This is a genomic window from Rufibacter sp. XAAS-G3-1, assembly GCF_013623775.1.
Lineage (GTDB): Bacteria > Bacteroidota > Bacteroidia > Cytophagales > Hymenobacteraceae > Nibribacter.
In genome coordinates this window covers 26931-45759 of sequence record NZ_JABFAM010000025.1, presented here as the reverse complement: position 1 = coordinate 45759, position 18829 = coordinate 26931, and the positions used below count along the sequence as shown (strand labels likewise).

The following is an 18829-nucleotide window of genomic DNA, read 5'->3' as shown; positions in this document are numbered from 1 at the left end:
TCTGCTGGTTTATTTCTGCTTCTCTTGCAGATTCTTTTTTCTGCCGTGAAGCCCGATGAAAGGTTCTTCAAATTTGCCCCAACTACAGTGTAAACGTCAACATACGCTTATCGGCACTTTGTGCGAACTCCGGAAACTTGAGCTGGAGCAGGTTTTATGCCTAGTCCTAGGATGTAGAGTGTCCATGCCTATCTCTGTTCAAGCTAATGTAAGGTTTTGCTAAAGGCTATCCAAGGGACTAATGATTTTTTCCATGGCATGCGTGGTGACATGGGTGTAGATCTCAGTGGTCTTGCTGGACTTATGCCCCAGCAGGGCCTGAATGTACCTTAGGTCGGTTCCCTGCTCCAGAAGGTGGGTGGCAAAGGAGTGGCGCAAAGTATGGGGTGTAGCCTGCGCCTTCACTCCGGCCTTCTCCTTGCTGGCCCGGAACACGTTGCGGATGCTCTCCACCGTGTACTGCCCGCCTGCCTGCCCCTCAAAGAGCCATACCTTGGGTTTGTATTGTTTATAGTAGGCTCGCAGGCATTCCAGCAGTCTCTGGGAGAGCAGCGTGGTACGGTCTTTCTTGCCTTTACCACCCCTGATCAGCAGCAGGTTTCGCCCAGACTGAACATCAGTTATCTTAAGATTGATCACTTCCCCAATCCTCAGGCCACCTGCGTAGAGCAGTTGCAGGAGGCAACGGTGCTTGGGGTTCTCGGTAGCGGAAAGGATCTTTGCCACGTCCTGCTTGCTGAGCACGTGGGGCAGGCACTCGGGCCTCCCGGGGCGCTCCACCTGGTTCAGCCGTACCTCGTGCCGCAGCAATACCCGTTGGTAATAGAACTTAACGGCATTGATGCTCTGGTTCACCAACGAGCAGGAATAGGTGCCTGCCTGTACCATTTGGCGGTGATAGGTATTGATCTCCTCCTCTGAGAACAGGTTGATTGCCTCCAGTCCTCTTTCCTTATAGGAGTTCAGAAAACGCAGGAGCAGGCTGTGGTAGGTGCGGATGGTACTGAGGCTGTAGTTGAGCAGATACAGCTTCTCCAGATAAGGAATGGGGCAGGAAAGGTAGCCGTCTCCTTTTCTGTAGACCTGCTCCCAAAGCCTGACCTGCAGCGCCATATCCCGGATCTGTATGGCCTGCGCAAGCCAGAGTTGCGCCACAGGCTCCATTTCCGAAAGTAGTGTGAGTAGGCTACCACTGTCCGTTACTGTGACAAAGCATTGCATCTGGGGCAGCCACCGCGCTGTCTTGCTGCGCTTCAGACAGGCGTAGATCACTTTATCATAGGGGTAGCTCAGTTGCACAAGTGTCTTGCCCCCATACTCCAAGGGCTGTAGCCGCACAATGGGTCGCCTGGGCAGCTTCTCCAAAGGCTCGGTTCCGGCACCGCTTTCACGCAGGATCACCGCCCCCTGCTCGGGGCGAAGGCGCCTGGGCCTATGTAGGTAACGTGAATCTACCTTCGCCAGATCCTGAAAATGCCTGTGCAGCATCTCAATAGCCTGGTTGCTCCGGTGCATCACAAAGCACTTATAAGTTTTGCTGTACCTGATCCAACTGGCCTCCTTCAACCGCTTGGAAACGAAAGGATTGGGCTTATACCAGATACGGATAAAGGTCTTACCACCGTGTTCCAGCGGGTTTAGGTAAAGAACAGGTAATTCAGAGCGATAAGCCATGGGAATGAAGGAGTTGGGTTCGCAAAATACAACCTTCCTTTTCCCTAGCCGTGTTAATACCCGTGTACACCCGGATATACGCGGGTATTAACACGGCTAGGGCTTATGGAACAAGGAAAGACATGTTTGCAATGCGGCGCGGGAATCATGGGGAGAAGTGACAAGCGTTACTGCTCTGACCAGTGCCGCCACTTGGCCAACAATACGGCCAAACGCTTAAGTCTGGGTGAGCGGCGCATCCAACAGGTCAATGCCGCGCTCAGGAAAAACCGCAGCATTCTCAGGCAGCTTAGCCCGCAGGGGAAAACCACCGTCCCCAGGCAGTACCTGGAGTTGGCGGGGTTCGACTTCCGCTACCTGACCCAACTCTACCGCACCCAGAAAGGCAACACCTACCACTTCTGCTATGACTACGGCTACCTGCTGCTACCAGAAGGCAAAGTATTGATTGTAAATTGGCAACCTTACATGGAGAAGTAGGGGAGGAAGGGCAATGTATTTCCCCCCCTTGGTTCTTGCAATGAAAACCGCAGATGGCACCGTGTCAATACCCGTTCTAAGCAAGCAGTAGGAAAATTAAAATTCAATTTTAATACCCTGGGAGGGCATTACGTTCACACTACTACCTTCTTCCAGAGATTCCTTCAACCCCATGCAATCATCAACGGCCTCGTATCAACAACGTGCAAAGCCATCGGTCGAAGCATGATGTTGATGAACCTGTTTAGAGTTTTTCCATTTTAGTTATTTTCCGGATAAAAAGCACCGTGAATGCGAGTAGATGCAGTGCCACCCATTGCCTGGCCTTTGTTTCGAACCTGATCAGCAAGGCTTTGAAGCTGTCGAGCCAGGCATTGGCATGCTCGATGACGGCTCTGTTCTTGAAGAGTTCCTCGTCAAAGTAAACGTACCCATCTTCACTTTGCCCATTTCTGGGGTTGAAGGCAATGTTGGCCTCAATCTTCATCTCCGAGCACAGACGCCTGAAGCCCTCGGAGTCGAAGCCGGCGTCAGCGTTCAGGAACAGCCCCTCCGTCTCGATGCCCGCCTCCTTAAGTAGGGCGCACAGCCCCCTGAACACCTGCTCTATCCCGAACAGGTCGTGGTGGGCACCTGACACAGGCTCGCTGCAGGCCAGCAAGAGCCCCCTGCTGTCGGAGAGAAACAGGCTGTTGCAGGTCCTGCCTGCTTTCCGGGCCTGGTAGCCCACATGCTCCCCGCCGTTCTTGCAGAGCGTTTGGCTCCCGTCCAACTGCACGCAGGAGAGGTCGAGCAGCCTGCGCTTGCTCCTGAGCAGATTCACCCACACCTTTCTCAGGCTGCCGTCGGCGGCCCACTTCCTGAAATGGTGGTATACTCCCTGCCAACTCAAACCAGCCCCATCGAAGAACTCCCTGGTGGGCAACTCCCGCCATTGGCAGCCCGTTTTGAGCCTGTAGAGAATGGCCGACATGATTGCTGAGGGCTTTACCTGCGGCTTGGAGCCTCTTTTACCCACGCTCAGGTGAGGTACTATCCAGCGATTAATGTTACCTTCACTTATGACTTCCATTGGATTAGGGTTGGAGTTGAAAATGTCTTTGCAAACACTTTTACCCACCTAATTCTTTGGAAGTTGAAAAACTCTAAACAGCTTCGATACGAGGTGATGCTCTATTTTTTATTTATTGCCTTAACTCTTCAATTGTCAGCTCGTTTTTATGAAGCACTGCATGGCAGTTAGCGCAAACTGGTATTAAATCAATTATTGGGTTGTTTGTATATTCTTTCCTGATTTTGCTTATTTCCTACACGTGGTGAACATGGATGGAACTTCCCCCAATAGCACCATACTTTTTTGAAGTTAAAGTTGCATACTGCGCAATCCAATCCATGATGGGTGATATAGGCATTTCTTGCTTCTATATTCCTTTCATCTTTATTGACTAGAATCTTGATTGACTAGAATACTTGCAAACCTCAAATTGAAACAAGCTCTAAATGTATCTACTTCTGTGGCATCTATCTCTTCTGTTTTTTTGGCAGTCAATACTTTGTAAGCTCAGATTTTCCTTTTTATCCCTTTGCTGGACTTTGCCTCCATCTGCTTTCTCTCAAACTCCAACAAATATTCATGCATGCATTCAGCCTAAGTCGTGAAATGTGCGCTAAACCAATCCACTTCTCTCATTATCCAGTTTGTCGGTATCCAGCATGGAAAGGTAGCTGTGAATTCCTTTATTTTTAGTAGCTCTTTAACAATTGAATCCCTGTCCGCCAATTCTTTATTAAGATTGATTTCTCGGATTGCGTTCTTTGATTATCGGAAATGTTTCTTTTAAACTTATCTTATTCTTTGTTGAAAATTGAACATGATTAAGAGAGAGAGTCAATGGCTTTAAACTTCACCCGAAAGCCAATGTACTGATTTGGTGAAAATTTTGGGAGGGAGAGAACAAAAAAGGGAAGAGGTACTTCGGCTTTGTGGGCAACACAAAGCCGAAGTACCTCTTCCCGTGCCCCTCACAAAGGCATTATCATTGATTAGCGGATGCTTATTCTAAGCAAAGAAGCTGTTTCGTGTTTTAGGCCTGTTTTTATAAAAGTAGCCCCAAAATGACATCACCAACGGGCACCTGCACCAGAGGTATTGCTTTAAAAGCCGGTTAATAAAAAACTCTAAACAGGTTCAAAAAGTGAAAGTTACACCCCAGCCCTCGCCCGCAGAATGTCAATGGCGGCGAACAGCGCTTCCCTGAACGAGGTCTCGTCTGCTTTGTTCTGCCCGGCAATGTCATAGGCGGTGCCGTGGTCGGGCGAGGTGCGCACAATGGGCAAACCGGCCGTGAAATTCACGCCCCGTTCAAACGCGAGGGTCTTGAATGGAATCAGCCCTTGGTCATGGTAGAGGGCCAGGGTCGCGTCAAACTTCTGGTAACTGCGCGTGCCGAAGAACCCATCGGCGGGGAACGGCCCGAAAATGAGGTTTCCTTTGTTCTTGAGCTGTTCAATCACCGGGATGACAATCTCCGTTTCCTCAGTGCCCAATAACCCGTTTTCTCCGGCGTGGGGATTGAGGCCCAACACCGCGATCCGGGGTTTCTGAATCCCGAAGTCCTTGCGCAGGGAATTGTCCAGGATGGTGAGTTTGCGGATGAGCAGCTCAGGGGTGAGCCGGGTAGCCACGTCTTTCAAGGGAATATGCCCGGTCACGGTGGCTACCCTAAACCTATCGGCTACCAGGAACATAAGGCTCTCCGGCGCATTGAAAAAGGTGGTGAAGAACTCGGTGTGGCCGGGAAACTCGAAGCCTTCGCCCTGCGTGTTGTCTTTGTCAATGGGAGCCGTTACTACCGCCTGGATGTGCCCGTCTTTCAGATCCTGGGCGGCGCGCAACAAAGCGGTGCGGGCCAGGGCCCCGGTGGCCGCCGTAGGGGTGCCGGGCGTGAAGTCAATCTCCTCTTCCAGGCAGTTGAGCACGTTTACCTTTTTGGGGTGCAGTTGGTCAAAGGAGGGAAGTTGTTGGAAGCTGAAGTTCTCCAGGTTCAACTGTTTCCGGTATTTGTTCACCACCGAGGCCGTCCCATAGATAATGGGGGTGCAGTAATGCAGCACCCGGTTATCTGAAAGGGTTTTCAGTACCACTTCCGGCCCAATGCCAGCAATATCTCCTATGGTAATCCCTATACGGGGCTTGGTTTTGTGCTCCATTGATTAAGCAGTGGCTTGTGAAGAAAGGAAATGGTACAGCAGGCGCACGCTGCTGCCGGTGGCGTGCTTGCCGCGGTAAGAATCTGGGCTCAGCAGATAGGCGGTTCCCGCAATGTCCAGGTGAATCCAGGGATAGTGGGTGAAGAACTCCAGAAATTTGCCCGCGGAGATGGCGCCCGCTTCGGCTCCGCCGATGTTCTTCAGATCCGCGATGTCTGATTTCAGGTGCTCCTGGTATTCGTCCCAGAGCGGGAATTCCACCAGGCGCTCGTGCGCCAGGTCACCGGCCAGTTTCAGGTCTGTTTTGATTAAATCATCGGCGGTGCCCATCATCACAATGCCTTCGCGGCCCACGGCGCGGGCGGCGGCTCCGGTTAAGGTGGCAATGTCAATGACCAAGGCCGGGTTGTAGCGCTTGGCAAAATGCAGGGCATCGGCTAGAATCAAACGGCCTTCCGCATCGGTGTTCAGCACTTCCACGGTGTGGCCGCTGTGCATGGTGATCACATCGCCGGGGGCGAACCCTTTGCCGCTGATCAGGTTATCGGTCGCCGGAATCAACCCGATGACGTGCAAGGGCACTTGGTTATGGGCCAAGGCGTACAGGGTTCCGGCTACGGCGGCCGCCCCAGACATGTCTGACTTCATGTAATCCATGGAGTTGGGCGTGGGTTTGATGCTCAGGCCGCCGGTATCGTAAACCACGCCTTTGCCTACCAAAATCACCGGTTGGGTATTAGTGGCGTTCTCTGGTTTCCATTCCAGAATATTAAAGGTGGCAGATTCATCAGAAGCCTGGTTTACGCTTAGCAGACCGCCCATTTTGAGGGATTGGATCTGCACCTGATCCAGCACCTCTATCTGCACGCCAGAACCGTCCAGCATCTCTTGCATCTGTTCGCTCAGGAGCGTGGCGGTTTGCATGTTGGGCGGGGTATTGATGAGGTCGCGGGTACGGCACACGGCTTCCAGCAGGTGCGCCAGCTCTGTTACCTGCGTCTGCGACACGCCCACCCCCGTAATGGTCACCGACTTTAAAGTAGGAGGGGTGGCGTTCTGGGTTTTGTAGCGCTGGAACGAGTAGTTGCTCAGCACCAGTCCCTCGGCCACAAACAAAGACGCCTCGCCATCGGCCCCATCCAACAAGACAACGCTTTCCACCTTATCGGCCGAAAGGCGTTGGTGCAGGGAATGGCCGGCTTTGCGCAGGGCTTCCTGGGTCTGGGTTTCCTTGGTTTGTGGCTCAGTGAGCACCAGATACAGCTGATGCGTGAATCTATTGAGGCCTACCAACGTGCTTTTCAGCTCCAGTTGGCGGGTAATGTACTCCAGCTCATCTTGGGAGAAAAGCTCCACGGGGAGGTGCTCGCGGCCCGGTACCAACACCGCGGTGCTGGTATTAGCGGGTAATGTTGCAACGTAGGTCAGTTCTGTGCGCATAAGATGTGTATCTTTGAGCTGCAATATAGCCCTAACAAACGGAAACCGAAAACCAGTGAAGCCCGTCCAGCCCAAGAAGCACCTAGGTCAGCATTTCCTCACCGACCTCAACATCGCCCAGAACATAGTGGAGGCGCTGCGGCTGCCCAACGGCGTGCAGGAGGTGCTGGAGGTAGGCCCCGGCATGGGCGTTTTAACCCAGTTTTTGGTAAAACACCCCCAATACAGAACCACCATTGTGGACATTGACCGGGAATCCATTGCGTGGCTTAACGAGCATTTCCCGCAGCTGGAGGGCCGCGTGCTTTTCGCCGATTTTCTGAAAACCGACCTGAAAACGCTGTTCACCGGGCCATTTGCCGTCATTGGGAATTTTCCGTACAACATCTCCAGCCAGATCTTCTTCAAAGTGCTGGAGCACCGCGACCAGGTGCCCGAGGTGGTGGGCATGCTGCAGAAAGAGGTGGCCGAACGCATTGCCGCGCCCCACGGCTCCAAAACCTATGGCATCATGAGCGTGCTGTTGCAGGCCTTTTACACCATTGAGTATCTGTTCACGGTGCATGAGCACGTGTTCAACCCGCCGCCCAAGGTAAAATCTGCGGTGGTGCGGCTTACCCGCAATGCCGTGGCGCAACTGCCCTGCGATGAGAAGTTGTTCTTTAAAGTGGTGAAGGCCAGTTTTGCCACCCGCCGTAAAACCCTGCGCAATTGCCTGAAACCGTTTAACCTGCCCCTGGAAGTAGCCCAGGATGCTTTGTTTGACAAACGCGCCGAGCAGCTTTCCGTGACTGATTTTATTAACCTGACCCTTCTGATCCAGCAGCATGCAGACTGAAATCACCCGTGAGTTTATTGACCAGATAGAGGACGCCATTGAGCGGCGCGACGCGGAGTTCATTCTCTCCAACATGGAGGAAATGTACGCCGTAGACATCACCACCGTTTTGTACGAGCTCAACACCGAGCAAAGCAAGTACGTGATGGACATTCTTCCTCCTGATGTAGGCGCCGAGATCCTCAGCGACCTGGACTCTGACGTGCGCACCAATTTCCTGAAGAACTTCACCATTGAGGAGATTGCCCGCTACATTGGCGAGATGGACTCTGATGACGCCGTGGATTTGCTCAACGAGCAGCCCGTACAACGCAAAGAGGAAATCATCGCCCTGCTGGAAGACCAGGAGCACGTAGCCGACATTATTGAACTGCTGCATTATGACGAAGACTGCGCCGGCGGGCTCATGGCCAAAGAGTTGATCAAGGTCAACATCAACTGGCGCGTGGGGCAGTGCATTGATGAAATCAGGCGGCAGGCCGAGGAAGTGGAGAAAGTCTACGCCGTGTACGTGGTGGATGACCGCGACAAACTCGTAGGCCGCCTGAGCATGAAAACCCTTATTCTTTGCGGCGACGAGACACCCATCAATAAGGTGTATGACCCAGATGTGATTTCCATTGAGTCCTATAAAGACGAGCAGGAAGTAGCCACCGTCATGCAGAAATATGACCTGGAGGCCATCCCGGTCGTGAACATCCAAGGCCGGTTGCTGGGCCGCATCACCATTGATGACGTGATTGACGTGATCCAGGAACAGGCCGAACTGAGCCGCCAATTGATGACCGGTATCACCGAGAACATTGAGGAAGACGACAGCGTTTTCCGGCTTTCGCGCGCCCGTTTGCCCTGGCTCATGGTGGGCATGGTAGGCGGTCTTCTTGGGGCCCGGTTCATAGGGTTGTTTGAGGGCGACATCGCCATTATTCCCGCGCTGGCCATGTTCACTCCTTTGATCACCGCCACCGGCGGAAACGTGGGTATCCAGTCTTCGTCCATTATCATCCAGACGCTGGCCAACAAAACCATCATGTTTGACAATTTCACCTCCCGTATCATCAAAGTGTTACTGGTAGCGGTGATCAATGGGGTGGTGATGTCTGGGTTGGTGCTGGGGTTCAACCTGCTGTTAGGAGTGCAGTTGACCTTGTCTATAGTGGTAGCGGTGGCCTTGTTCAGTGTGGTGCTGCTGGCTTCTTTTATGGGAACGGTGACGCCCATGATCTTAGATAAATACGGCATTAACCCCGCCGTGGCCGCCGGGCCATTTATCACCACTGCCAATGACCTGTTGGGGCTGGCCGTGTATTTTATGGTAGCCCACCTCTTGTTGAATCTCTGATTTTGGCCTGTTTTGCCAAAACCAGCCCTAAAACCCCCCTTCCATGCCCACTCCAACTGATTCTCCCTTCCGTTGCCTCATCATAGACCTCATGCACGAGAGTCTGCTGCCCATGTTGAAAGAGGTAGGCGTAGAGGCGACGTACCTGCCCGAAGTCAAGAAAGAGGATGTTCCCGCCTTACTCCCAGAGTACCAGATGCTGGTGGTGCGCAGCAAAATGCGGATTACGGCTGATTTACTGAACCATGCCCCTAACCTAAAGGTACTAGCCCGTGCCGGGGCCGGCGTAGACAACATTGACGATGGCGTGCTGGAAGCCCGAAACGTTACCTTGATCAACGCCCCCGAAGGCAACCGGGACGCCGTGGGCGAACACACCTTAGGCTCACTCTTAACCTTGTTCCGGAAAATCACCCAGGGAGACCGACAGATCAGGCAGGGGCAGTGGCGGCGGGAAGACAACCGCGGCGAGGAAATAGGAGGCAAGACCATCGGGCTGATCGGGTACGGCCACATGGGCAAATCCTTCGCCAAGCGCCTGGTGGGGTTTGACTGCGAAGTGCTGGCCTATGACAGGCAACCGGTAGAAAACCCGTTCCCGCACGTTCAATTAGCTTCTTTAGAGGAACTCCAGCAGCAGGCCCAGGTGCTGAGCCTGCATCTTCCGTACACAAAAGAAAACCATCATTACATAAATAACCAAGTGCTTTCTAGGTTCCAACACCCGTTGTGGCTCTTGAACACCGCCCGCGGCGAAGTACTGGATCATGCCGCCTTGGTAGAAGCCCTAAAAACCGGGAAAGTACGCGGCGCGGCCTTAGACGTGCTGGAAAACGAAAAGCTGAAAACGCTGACCCCAGAGCAGCAGGAACGGCTATCGTATTTATTTGAGCACCCCCGCGTGGTGTTAACGCCCCACATTGCCGGTTGGACACGGGAGTCCTATGTGCGCATAAACGAAGTGTTGGTGGAGAAACTGAAAGCATACCTGACCAGCAGAAACAACTAAGCGTTTTCAGGCTGTTTTAAGGAAAGCGGGCCCAAAACAGCAGAAAAATATATAAAATAGAGTTCTTCCAGTAAATTATGTTAAGAGCATGTTTAAAATTTGTCTTTGGTGCTGCAACTGGCCATAGCAAGAACCTGAGAAAGCAGTTTTATCGCCTTCGTAGCGCTGCTACGAGGCTCAAAAACTGCTTTCTCAGAACCTTACTCTTGCCATTTTCGCTTACCAATCCAAAATTTAAACATGCTCTTAACTGGCGCGAGACTGCCACCTCATGACAAAGGATGAAGCGAGTCTCCAGACTGGCCGGGAACCACACTATTGTTGTGCGTAGAGGTAGCGCCAGCACTCTACGCACGAGCCGGAAAGTCCATCTCCTGATTGGCTAGTGGCATAGACGCTCGCAGGTTTTTCAGACGCTACGAGGTCAATATAGCGGCGCCAGATAAAAAAATCTCCTTTTGGTTTGGGGGGGGCAATGATATTGGTTTTCTTCCCCAAAAACAACGAACAACTATCTCCTACCGCTGCGGATTGAACTGAAGGGTGGAGTACCCAATAATCAGATCGGCTCTGGTGCCCGGCGGACGGTAATAGACCAGCACATCATACACGTTCTCGGTGGCGAAGTGGCTGCCTTCAAAATAGCGGGCGTCGGCTTGGCCGTTGGCCTCTTTCAGGGCGAAGTAGTAGTTGTAGTAGCCTTGTTTGAGGAGAACGGTGCCGGTGTAGAGTTGTTTTTCGGCATCATACGTCATCCGGAAGGGTTCCTGCAGTTGCCAGTCAGATAAACCGCCGAACACATAGACCGGGCCGGGAGCGGGTTCGGGGGCCTGAAGCTGGAAAGTGACTTGCTGGTAGTCGGCGTTGAGGGGAGCGTTGCCGTACTCGCGGCTCCCGAAGATGAACTTGCCGTTGGCGTCTGGTTGGGAACTGTACACTTCGCGGGCGCGGCTTCTGCCAACAGAGGCATACACGCGGTCTGGGACGGTGGAGTTATCGCGGCGTTCTACGCCCAGGCCACTGAAGCGTTCGCTGCGCGTGTCAAGGGGGCGGAATTCACTTAAGCCCAGGAACGCTTGCTCCGGCTCAAACAGTTGGTACTCCAGGCGGCGCTGCGCTTCCTGAATGAACGTAGGGCGGGTGAAGTACTTGGCGTTGTCCCACCGGTGGTTTTGGCGCATGACCACCTTTATCTCCTGCGCAGGGTTCACCAGCGGGTATTGAGCATAGAAGATGTTGAAGTCCAGTTGCTGCCGTTCGTAACGCTCACCGGCTCCCGGCGTGGCCACCGGACGTAAGCCCACCTGCACCTGTTCCTCAAATATGACAAAGCGACGGCTTAGCAACAGGTTTCCGCCTTCCTCAGAGACTTCCATGACGTAGTTTCCGCTGAGTTTCACGCGGGGCAACTGGAACCGGTAATGCCAGTAAGGAACTTTGGTACCCGCTGAGGGTTCCACTTCATTGATAAAGAACTCGTTGTAGTCCTGCACGTACTGGAGCGGCTGCAATTGTGAGGGCTGCCAATTGACATTGCAATGGTAGAATTTCACCACCGCCCGGCCCCGGGGAGCCGTCATGCGGTCGAACTCCAGCACCAAAGGGCTGGATTGCTCAAGGGAAACCACCGGCGGTGCCAGTACATCCCCCACGTTGTAGCTTTGGGCGTAAAACTGAACGGAGCGGACATCGGTGGAATACACGGCATCTTCATAGCGTATGGAACCATAGCCCACGGTTCCGGTTCCTGTGCCCGTTGACTCTACGGGTACGCATCCGGTGAGGGAGGTGGCGGCCAGAGCAAAGAGCAAGATTCCGCGTTTCCAGTTTGTTTTTTGTATCATAAGGTGTCTTTCTAATCCATGAGGCGTTTGCGTTCACCTGATTTTTGTAGTTTGTTTGGGTGAACGCTTTTGCATACGCTAGAGAACGGTTGTTTGTATCAGAAGATAGTGAACCCCTTTCTAACGGTTGGCAGGTGCAGACGCTTGCAACATAAAGCTATTTTTAGGTTGTTTTACAGGAAACAGCCTTGAAACAGAAAACCTCACAGGGCTTTAAGACCTGTGAGGTTTAACTCCATTTACTTCAGTTGGCTTTCCAGTTCGTCTACCTGCTCCATGAGTTGTTCCCAGGCGCTCTGCTCTTTGTCCAGCTGTGTTTTGATTTTGTTGAACTGCTGGGTGGTTTCGTGCAGGGCGTTGGGGTCTGCGTAGGTGCTAGGGAGGGCGAGTTTGCTTTCGCAGCCCTTGAGTTTGCTTTCCAGTTCGTTCACCAAGCCTTCCACCTGCTTCAGTTTCTGGTTTACTTTTTTCAGTTCCTGCTCCAACTGCTGTTGCTGGCCCGCGGTGGGGGCGGGCTTGGGCTGGGCTTTGGGGCTATTTGTTGCGGGGGCTGGGCGCTTCAGGCCTTTGTCGCGCTGCTCCATCCAGTATTCGTATTCGTGGTAGGTGCCGGGATATTCCTTCAGTTCGTAGTCTTCAATGTACCAGATCTTGTTGGCTACGTTCTCCACGAAGTAGCGGTCGTGGGAAATTACCACAAACGTGCCTTCGTACTGCTCCAGGGCCTGGATGAGGATGTTCACACTCTGCATGTCCAGGTGGTTGGTGGGCTCATCCAGCAACAGGAAGTTAGCTTCGGAGATCAGCGTTTTAGCCAGGGCCACGCGGCTTTTCTCACCTCCGGAAAGGACTTTGATTTTCTTGAAAACAGTGTCGCCGGTGAAGAGGAAGGAACCCAGCACGCCGCGCAACTCCATCTCGGTACGGCGGCTGCCCGCCTGCACCATCTCCTGCAGCACCTCATTCTCCACGGTAAGGCTCTCCAACTGGTGCTGCGCGTAAAAGGCCATGATCACGTTGTGCCCCAGTTGCCGCTCGCCTTTGATGGGCTCATCACCCGCGATGATGCGCATGAGCGTGGACTTTCCTTTTCCGTTGGCCCCTATCAAGGCTATTTTATCGCCGCGCTCTATGTTGACGTTGGTGTTTTTCAGGATGAGTTTTTCGCCGTAGCTTTTGGCCACATTCTCCAGCCGCAGGATGTTGCGGCCCGGTTGTACCGTGAACTGGAACTTGAAGTTCACCACCGGCGCATCACCGGCCACGTCTTCAATGCGTTCCATTTTGTCCAGCGCCTTCATGCGGCTTTGGGCCTGCTTTGCTTTGGTGGCTTTCGCCTTGAAACGGGCGATAAACTGCTCGGCCTGCTTTATCTGCTGTTGTTGGTTCTCGTAAGCGCCTTTCTGAATCTCGTTGCGGAGCTCCTTTTCCTCCAGGTAGAAGCTGTAGTTGCCCGCGTAGACGTTCAGTTTCTGGCCAGACACCTCTACCGTGGTGTTGGTAGTCCTGTCCAGGAACTCGCGGTCGTGGGAGACAATGACCAAGGCGCCCTCATAGGCACTCAGATAATTCTCAATCCATTTGATAGAAGGTAAGTCCAAGTGGTTGGTAGGCTCATCCAGCAGCAGGAGGGAGGGTTTCTGCAACAGGATCTTGGCCAACATCACGCGCATGCGCCAGCCCCCGGAAAAAGTTTTGAGCGGTTGCTGCAACTCCTCGGTGGTAAAGCCAAGGCCCTCCAGAATCTCCTCCGCTTTTACCTGGATGTTGTAGCCGTCCAGCGCCTCAAACTGCTCCTGCAGGCGGGCCAGTTTGTCAATGTGTTCGTCCTGGTAATTGGTTTCCATCTCGTGCAGCACCGCATCTATCTTGTGCTGCACCTGGATGGCCTCCTCAAACGCCTGCATGGCCACCTTCAGGATACTTTCATGGGTATCGTAAGATAGTAGATCCTGGTTCAGGAAGCCCAGCGTGGTTTCGCGGCCCATCTGGATGCTGCCCCCGTCGGGTTTGTATTCGCCCACCAGCAGGCGCAGCAGCGTGGATTTACCGGTTCCGTTCAGGCCCACCAGCCCAATCTTGTCTTTGGGTTTGATGTGCAGGTTAGCGTCTTCGTACAGGGTGCGGCTCCCGAAATGGAAGTTGAGGTTATTAATGGAAATCATGGATCAATTCTTGTCAAGCCACAAAGGTAACACTTTGAAAATTATCAGGCGTTCGCCTTTTGCGGTTACTGTTTTTTGTTGAGAGTATAGAGCATGTTTCTAACACGCGATAGCTGAAAATCATGCCTTGCCATGGAAGAGAAAGGTAGAGGAATCCGTTTTAGGCCTGTTTTCCAGAAAATAGGCTCTAAACGCAAAGGGAGAAACGTGTATTGGCGGTTGGTTTAAAGAAAGAATGGGTGTAGAGCTATTTACTGCTGTTACGCCCTCCCGGCGGTGGTTCCCGGCAAGTCTGGAGACTCGCTTCATCCCATGGCACGAGACTGGAATCTCGCGCCAGTTTACCTAAACCTGTGAGGTCTCCAAGACCTCACAGGTTTCCGCGTTCTAGGCCTGCTTCCGCGATGCCGCCTGCCCAAAGACCTCGTAGTGTGCGCAGCTCCTACGAGCGTCTGTGCCAGTACCGTTTCTGGCCTGTTTTCCGCAAAACAGCCCCAAAACGCATCAGCGGGGTTTCGTTCTCCGTGGGAGAGGGGTTAGAGGAAGTCTGCCAACCACAGGTTGTTCTCTGTAATTTGAAGAACATTCTGAGAAAGGTGCCTTTCCATTCCGGCCTATGCCCCGTATATATGCTAGTTTTGGAAAACCAGCCCAAAAACGCTAATCTTACCTCTTATGGTAGCTATTGTATCTTTACTTGATGCCGAACACTCAGACAGGGTGAACCAGTTGGTGTTTGAATTGGAACGTGAGTTTGGGCTGAAAGACGTGCAGAAAACCCCCTATCCGCATATCACCTGGCTTACGGTGAATGACGGCAGCTTGCAGCACCTGAAGAAGACCCTGGGAGAGGCGGCGGGAATCTGTTGCCGGTTCATGATTGGCACCACCGGGCTGGGGATCTTCCCGGGAGAGAAGCCCGTGCTGTATATTCCCGTGGTGCGCACCGAAAACGTCAATCAGTTTCACGGCCAGTTGCATACGGCGGTGGGCCTCGTGTGCCAGGAGATCAATCCCTACTACCACCCAGACGTCTGGATGCCGCATCTTTCGCTGGCCCTTGGCGATACCAGCCCAGAAGTAATTTCCCAGGCCGTTCTATACCTTAACCAGAGGAACTTCCATTGGAAGATTGAGTTGGACAACCTCACGCTACTCACCAAAAAAGGGGAGCTGTTTCTGGAAGACGGCGTTTTCCCTTTGGTAGAGACAGAGGCGCAGGATGCCATCAAACTCTCGGCCTCCAGATAGACGTTGCTCTTTTCCTTTCTGCCACATCCCCGGCTTTAACCTGCCTGTTCAAGTGCCGCCGCTTTCTCCTTCAGAATTTCCAAGGCCAGATCAATGGTAGGTTGGTGCGTTCTAAAGGAAAGAATGGCCAGCCGTAGCATGAAATTCCCGTCCAGCAGGGTAGAGGATAGAAATACGCGGCCGTCCTGCTGCACCGCTTTGATCAGCTTCTGGTTGAAGGTATTTGCCTCTTCGGGGGGCGGGGGAACGTAGCGGAAGATCACTACTGATAACTCCGGCACCACAGGCACCTCAAAGCCAGGGGTTTGCTGCAATTGCTGATACGCGTACTGCGCCAAACCTAACTTCTCTTCCAACGCGCCGCGGAAAGCGCCCACCCCGTGCAGTTTAAGCGGAAGCCACAGCCGCAAGCCCCTGAAATGCTTGCTCAGCTCGGGCGACAGATCGGCCGGAGAGGCTTCGTCGGTGGCGGAGAGGGCATCCTGCATGTAATTGGCCAGATAATGATGCGTCTGGGCGGTTTGTTGACGGTTTTTGATGAGCACCGCGCCTAAACCGTAGGGAATAAACAAGCCTTTGTGCGGATCCATCACCACAGAGTCGGCCGAGGCGATGCCCTCCAATTTGGGTTTGCCGGAAGGCGCCAGGGCGAAGAATCCGCCGTAAGCGGCATCTACGTGGTACCACAGGTTAAACGCTTTTGCGATCTGGCCAATGGCGGGGAGGGGATCAATGGCCCCTACGTCTGTGGTTCCGGCCGAGGCGATGATAAGCCAGGGGGTTAACCCGGCCGCTTTGTCTTGGGTAATGGCTTTTTCCAGCTCCTTGGGCCGCATCCGGTACTGGGCATCCATGGGAATATGCCGCACCGGGCATTCCCCCAAACCGGCAATGCGCAAGGCTTTGTCCAGGCAGTGGTGGGCATGGGCAGTGGTGTAGACCACGGCATCTGGGATGACGCGGGAGGTGATTTTCTGCGCATCGCGGGCGGTGGCCAAGGCAATAAGGCTGGCGATGCTGCCCCCCGAAGTCAGGTTTCCGGCCGCGTCTGCCGGAAAGTCAATCAGACTAGCCATCCAGCGGAGCAGCAGGTTTTCCATGCGTACCGCCCCCGGTGCTGCGAAGAAGATACCCGCATATTTATTGGCAACCGCCGCCAGATAGTCACCCAGCCCAGAGTAGTAAAGCCCGCCGCCCGGAATATAGCCTAAGTGTCCGCCAGAGGCCGCGGTAATGCCCGGTGTGTCTACCTCGGTTTTCAGCAAGGCTAAAGCCTCTTCTATGTCAATTGGGTTTTCTTCTATGGGACTCTCCAGCAGCCCGGCTCCTTTCTCAGGAGAATCTACAAAGGCGGGCAACGACGGTAACTGGGTCAGGAAGGATTGGACGTAGGTTTCAACGGCCTGTTGCACCACTGCACGTTCTTGTTCGGTGGGTTCCAGGGGAAAGCGGGAAAGCGTCATAGATGAGGTTAATTCTTAGGTTGCAAAAGTTCACGCCGGAAAAGGCGGAGCCCCTTAGATTTCTAATTGCCTTTGGGGCTGTTTTAAAGAATGAAGCTATAAAATAAAAGTGGGTTTAGGGGCTGTTTTTTCAAAAACAGCCCCCAAACCCACTTCAGTTGAATAAGAATCAGCTACTTCTTTCCCATCAATTAGCCGAGGAGTTCTCTCTCAGATAGCCTTTCCGGAAAACCCGGTACTGGTCAAAGATGGTTCTCACGGCTCGGTTGAGGTAGGCCGTATTCTCGGTAGTGGGGTCTGAGAGCACGCCAGAGGTATAGCCCTGCCAGACGGCGTTCTGCTTTTTATGGTCTAGCAGCGTCACCAGCAACGTGCCCTGGCTCATGTACATTTTGATGGGTTTATAGGCCTCATGCTCTTTGGTAGGCTCCTCATTGTTCACCAGCCAGATATCAAACTCTTCCTGCTCATAGCCTTTCATGCTAAGGTCATTGTAGTAGATGTAATAGCTCACCAACAGATCGGGTTTCTTGTCACTGTATTCATATCCCTGAATCTCTAGCCGTTCCCTGATGTACTTTTTAAGCACCTCGTAATTCTGAAGGGTGACGCTGTCTTCCTCTGAGGCGTGGGTGATGAAGTTAAACGTCCGGTATTTATGGAACGCCCCGGCATAACTGTAGTCAGATCCGAATTTACGGTTTCCGAACCCCAGGCAGCTGCTCAACGCGCAGGCCCCTATCAAAATGAGAATCTTGGATAAAAAGTAAGTGTGTTTCATGGCTTGATCTCTCTAGTTTTAATAAACTGGTGCTCCGCTACTTACGAAATAAAATAGGCGAGGGGTTCTAAAAGTTATAAGAAAATTCAAATAACTTTATTAGAAAAACAATATAGCTATTGTTCTGATTATCAGCAATAATATCCAATTAAATAATCGGCTTTCTTGTGAAGGCTGGAGAGTGATGGTTACGTACCTTCTGGAAGGTGTACTGCGTTGTTCAGCCTGGCGTTTACGTGAGGACTGGACATAAAAAAAGGAGGCGGGATCAAATCCTGCCTCCTTGCCATAGCACTTTTATTCAGATGGACTAGTAATCCAGAACGATGGCGAACACCAGGGGTGCCACAATGGTCGCGTCAGACTCAATCACGAATTTAGGTGTGTTGATGCCCAGTTTCCCCCAGGTGATCTTCTCGTTCGGCACCGCACCGGAGTAAGAACCGTAAGAGGTGGTGGAATCAGAAATCTGGGCGAAATAGCCCCACAACGGAACCCCGGTGCGCTGTAAGTCTTGGTGCAGCATAGGCACCACGCAGATAGGGAAGTCACCGGCAATACCGCCGCCAATCTGGAAGAACCCAATGGTGGAATCTTCTTTGGCCGTGTTGGTGTACCACTCGGCCAGTTCCATCATGTACTGGATACCGGTTCTCATGGTATGCACATTCTTGATGTCACCGGTGATCACGTGGCCGGTGTAGATGTTGCCCAGCGTAGAATCTTCCCAGCCCGGTACGAAGATGGGCAGGTTTTTCTTGGCCGCTTCCAGCATCCAGCTGTTTTTGGGGTCAATTTGGTAATACTGCTCCAAATCGCCGGAATTCAGGATTTGGTAGAAGAATTCATGCGGGAAATACGCTTCGCCGGCCTGATCGGCTTTTTGCCAGTATTTCAGAACCGTGTGCTCCAGACGGCGCATGGCCTCTTCCTCTGGAATACAGGTATCGGTCACGCGGTTCATGTGGCGCGCCAGTAAATCCTGCTCGTCTTGCGGCGTTAAGTCGCGGTAATTAGGAATGCGCTCGTAGAAATCATGCGCCACCAGGTTGAAGATGTCTTCTTCCAGGTTAGCCCCGGTACAGGTAATGGCCTGCACTTTGTCCTGCCGGATCATCTCAGCCAGAATAATTCCCAGTTCGGCGGTACTCATGGCCCCGGCCAAGGTGATCATCATCTTGCCACCTTCGTTCAAATGGGTTTTATAGCCTTCAGCGGCATCAATGAGTGCGGCTGCGTTGAAATGCTTGTAATGATCTTTCAGGAACTGCGTTACCTTCATGCTGTTCAATTAGTTGATTTTTTAACGGAATGGTTTAAATGTTTCTGCCC

14 protein-coding genes are annotated in these 18829 nt (G+C 52.8%); 5 read left to right on the top strand and 9 right to left on the bottom strand.

Annotated features, from left to right (window positions below; translation table 11 throughout):
• Nucleotides 1-219 precede the first annotated feature (219 nt).
• The gene (locus tag HHO50_RS20185; RefSeq protein WP_181308928.1) at nt 220-1674 is read right to left on the bottom strand and encodes a tyrosine-type recombinase/integrase; all 1455 of its coding nucleotides are present in this window, start codon (nt 1672-1674) and stop codon (nt 220-222) included.
• Nucleotides 1675-1779: 105 nt separating this feature from the next.
• Here HHO50_RS20185 and HHO50_RS20180 point away from each other — a divergent pair, with 105 nt between their 5' ends.
• The gene (locus HHO50_RS20180) at nt 1780-2154 is read left to right on the top strand and encodes a hypothetical protein (RefSeq protein ID WP_181308926.1); all 375 of its coding nucleotides are present in this window, start codon (nt 1780-1782) and stop codon (nt 2152-2154) included.
• Between the two features lie 244 nt (nt 2155-2398).
• On the opposite strand, the gene HHO50_RS20175 is transcribed toward HHO50_RS20180, so the two are convergent.
• The 3 genes from HHO50_RS20175 to HHO50_RS20165 all read right to left on the bottom strand — a co-directional run bounded on the left by HHO50_RS20175 (nt 2399) and on the right by HHO50_RS20165 (nt 6804).
• The gene (locus HHO50_RS20175; protein WP_181308924.1) at nt 2399-3226 is read right to left on the bottom strand and encodes an IS5 family transposase; all 828 of its coding nucleotides are present in this window, start codon (nt 3224-3226) and stop codon (nt 2399-2401) included.
• Nucleotides 3227-4356: 1130 nt separating this feature from the next.
• Complete coding sequence (pdxA, locus tag HHO50_RS20170) at nt 4357-5364, bottom strand: 4-hydroxythreonine-4-phosphate dehydrogenase PdxA (RefSeq protein ID WP_181308922.1); 1008 nt, start codon at nt 5362-5364, stop codon at nt 4357-4359.
• Between the two features lie 3 nt (nt 5365-5367).
• Nucleotides 5368-6804 (bottom strand): M17 family metallopeptidase, encoded by a 1437-nt coding sequence (locus HHO50_RS20165; RefSeq protein WP_181308920.1) that lies wholly within the window; start codon nt 6802-6804, stop codon nt 5368-5370.
• Nucleotides 6805-6859: 55 nt separating this feature from the next.
• Between HHO50_RS20165 and rsmA the strand changes: the two genes are divergently transcribed.
• The 3 genes from rsmA to HHO50_RS20150 are packed head-to-tail and all read left to right on the top strand — an operon-like array spanning nt 6860 to nt 9993.
• Entirely contained in the window at nt 6860-7642 is a 783-nt protein-coding gene (gene rsmA / locus HHO50_RS20160) for a 16S rRNA (adenine(1518)-N(6)/adenine(1519)-N(6))-dimethyltransferase RsmA (protein ID WP_181308918.1), read from the top strand.
• Nucleotides 7632-8984 (top strand): magnesium transporter, encoded by a 1353-nt coding sequence (gene mgtE, locus HHO50_RS20155; protein ID WP_181308916.1) that lies wholly within the window; start codon nt 7632-7634, stop codon nt 8982-8984. Before rsmA ends, mgtE begins: the two co-directional genes overlap by 11 nt.
• A 43-nt stretch (nt 8985-9027) precedes the next feature.
• Entirely contained in the window at nt 9028-9993 is a 966-nt protein-coding gene (locus tag HHO50_RS20150) for an NAD(P)-dependent oxidoreductase (RefSeq protein WP_181308914.1), read from the top strand.
• A 518-nt stretch (nt 9994-10511) separates the two neighbouring features.
• On the opposite strand, the gene HHO50_RS20145 is transcribed toward HHO50_RS20150, so the two are convergent.
• The gene (locus HHO50_RS20145) at nt 10512-11837 is read right to left on the bottom strand and encodes a DUF5103 domain-containing protein (RefSeq protein ID WP_181308912.1); all 1326 of its coding nucleotides are present in this window, start codon (nt 11835-11837) and stop codon (nt 10512-10514) included.
• 239 nt (nt 11838-12076) lie between these two features.
• On the bottom strand, nt 12077-14002 hold the full coding sequence (locus HHO50_RS20140) for an ABC-F family ATP-binding cassette domain-containing protein (RefSeq protein ID WP_181308910.1): 1926 nt from the start codon (nt 14000-14002) through the stop codon (nt 12077-12079).
• Nucleotides 14003-14677: 675 nt separating this feature from the next.
• On the opposite strand from HHO50_RS20140, the gene HHO50_RS20135 reads away from it, so the two are divergent.
• Nucleotides 14678-15253: a 2'-5' RNA ligase family protein gene (locus tag HHO50_RS20135; protein WP_181308908.1), complete on the top strand. Its 576-nt coding sequence runs from the start codon at nt 14678-14680 to the stop codon at nt 15251-15253.
• A 35-nt stretch (nt 15254-15288) separates the two neighbouring features.
• Here HHO50_RS20135 and HHO50_RS20130 read toward each other — a convergent pair whose 3' ends face one another.
• From HHO50_RS20130 to HHO50_RS20120, 3 genes are all read right to left on the bottom strand, one after another.
• Nucleotides 15289-16716 (bottom strand): aminotransferase class V-fold PLP-dependent enzyme, encoded by a 1428-nt coding sequence (locus tag HHO50_RS20130; RefSeq protein WP_181308906.1) that lies wholly within the window; start codon nt 16714-16716, stop codon nt 15289-15291.
• Nucleotides 16717-16903: 187 nt separating this feature from the next.
• A complete protein-coding gene (locus tag HHO50_RS20125; protein WP_181308904.1) occupies nt 16904-17497 on the bottom strand; it encodes a DUF4136 domain-containing protein in 594 nt (197 codons plus the stop codon).
• 310 nt (nt 17498-17807) lie between these two features.
• A complete protein-coding gene (locus HHO50_RS20120) occupies nt 17808-18779 on the bottom strand; it encodes a deoxyhypusine synthase family protein (protein WP_181308902.1) in 972 nt (323 codons plus the stop codon).
• Between the last annotated feature and the right edge of the window lie 50 nt (nt 18780-18829).

What these genes read in the sequence shown, in the direction of transcription:
- HHO50_RS20185 (WP_181308928.1), bottom strand. Translation starts at nt 1,674, where the DNA reads ATGGCTTATCGCTCTGAATTACCTGTTCTTTACCTAAACCCGCTGGAA.
- HHO50_RS20180 (WP_181308926.1), top strand. Translation starts at nt 1,780, where the DNA reads ATGGAACAAGGAAAGACATGTTTGCAATGCGGCGCGGGAATCATGGGG.
- HHO50_RS20175 (WP_181308924.1), bottom strand. Translation starts at nt 3,226, where the DNA reads ATGGAAGTCATAAGTGAAGGTAACATTAATCGCTGGATAGTACCTCAC.
- pdxA (WP_181308922.1), bottom strand. Translation starts at nt 5,364, where the DNA reads ATGGAGCACAAAACCAAGCCCCGTATAGGGATTACCATAGGAGATATT.
- HHO50_RS20165 (WP_181308920.1), bottom strand. Translation starts at nt 6,804, where the DNA reads ATGCGCACAGAACTGACCTACGTTGCAACATTACCCGCTAATACCAGC.
- mgtE (WP_181308916.1), top strand. Translation starts at nt 7,632, where the DNA reads ATGCAGACTGAAATCACCCGTGAGTTTATTGACCAGATAGAGGACGCC.
- HHO50_RS20150 (WP_181308914.1), top strand. Translation starts at nt 9,028, where the DNA reads ATGCCCACTCCAACTGATTCTCCCTTCCGTTGCCTCATCATAGACCTC.
- HHO50_RS20145 (WP_181308912.1), bottom strand. Translation starts at nt 11,837, where the DNA reads ATGATACAAAAAACAAACTGGAAACGCGGAATCTTGCTCTTTGCTCTG.
- HHO50_RS20140 (WP_181308910.1), bottom strand. Translation starts at nt 14,002, where the DNA reads ATGATTTCCATTAATAACCTCAACTTCCATTTCGGGAGCCGCACCCTG.
- HHO50_RS20135 (WP_181308908.1), top strand. Translation starts at nt 14,678, where the DNA reads ATGGTAGCTATTGTATCTTTACTTGATGCCGAACACTCAGACAGGGTG.
- HHO50_RS20130 (WP_181308906.1), bottom strand. Translation starts at nt 16,716, where the DNA reads ATGACGCTTTCCCGCTTTCCCCTGGAACCCACCGAACAAGAACGTGCA.
- HHO50_RS20125 (WP_181308904.1), bottom strand. Translation starts at nt 17,497, where the DNA reads ATGAAACACACTTACTTTTTATCCAAGATTCTCATTTTGATAGGGGCC.
- HHO50_RS20120 (WP_181308902.1), bottom strand. Translation starts at nt 18,779, where the DNA reads ATGAAGGTAACGCAGTTCCTGAAAGATCATTACAAGCATTTCAACGCA.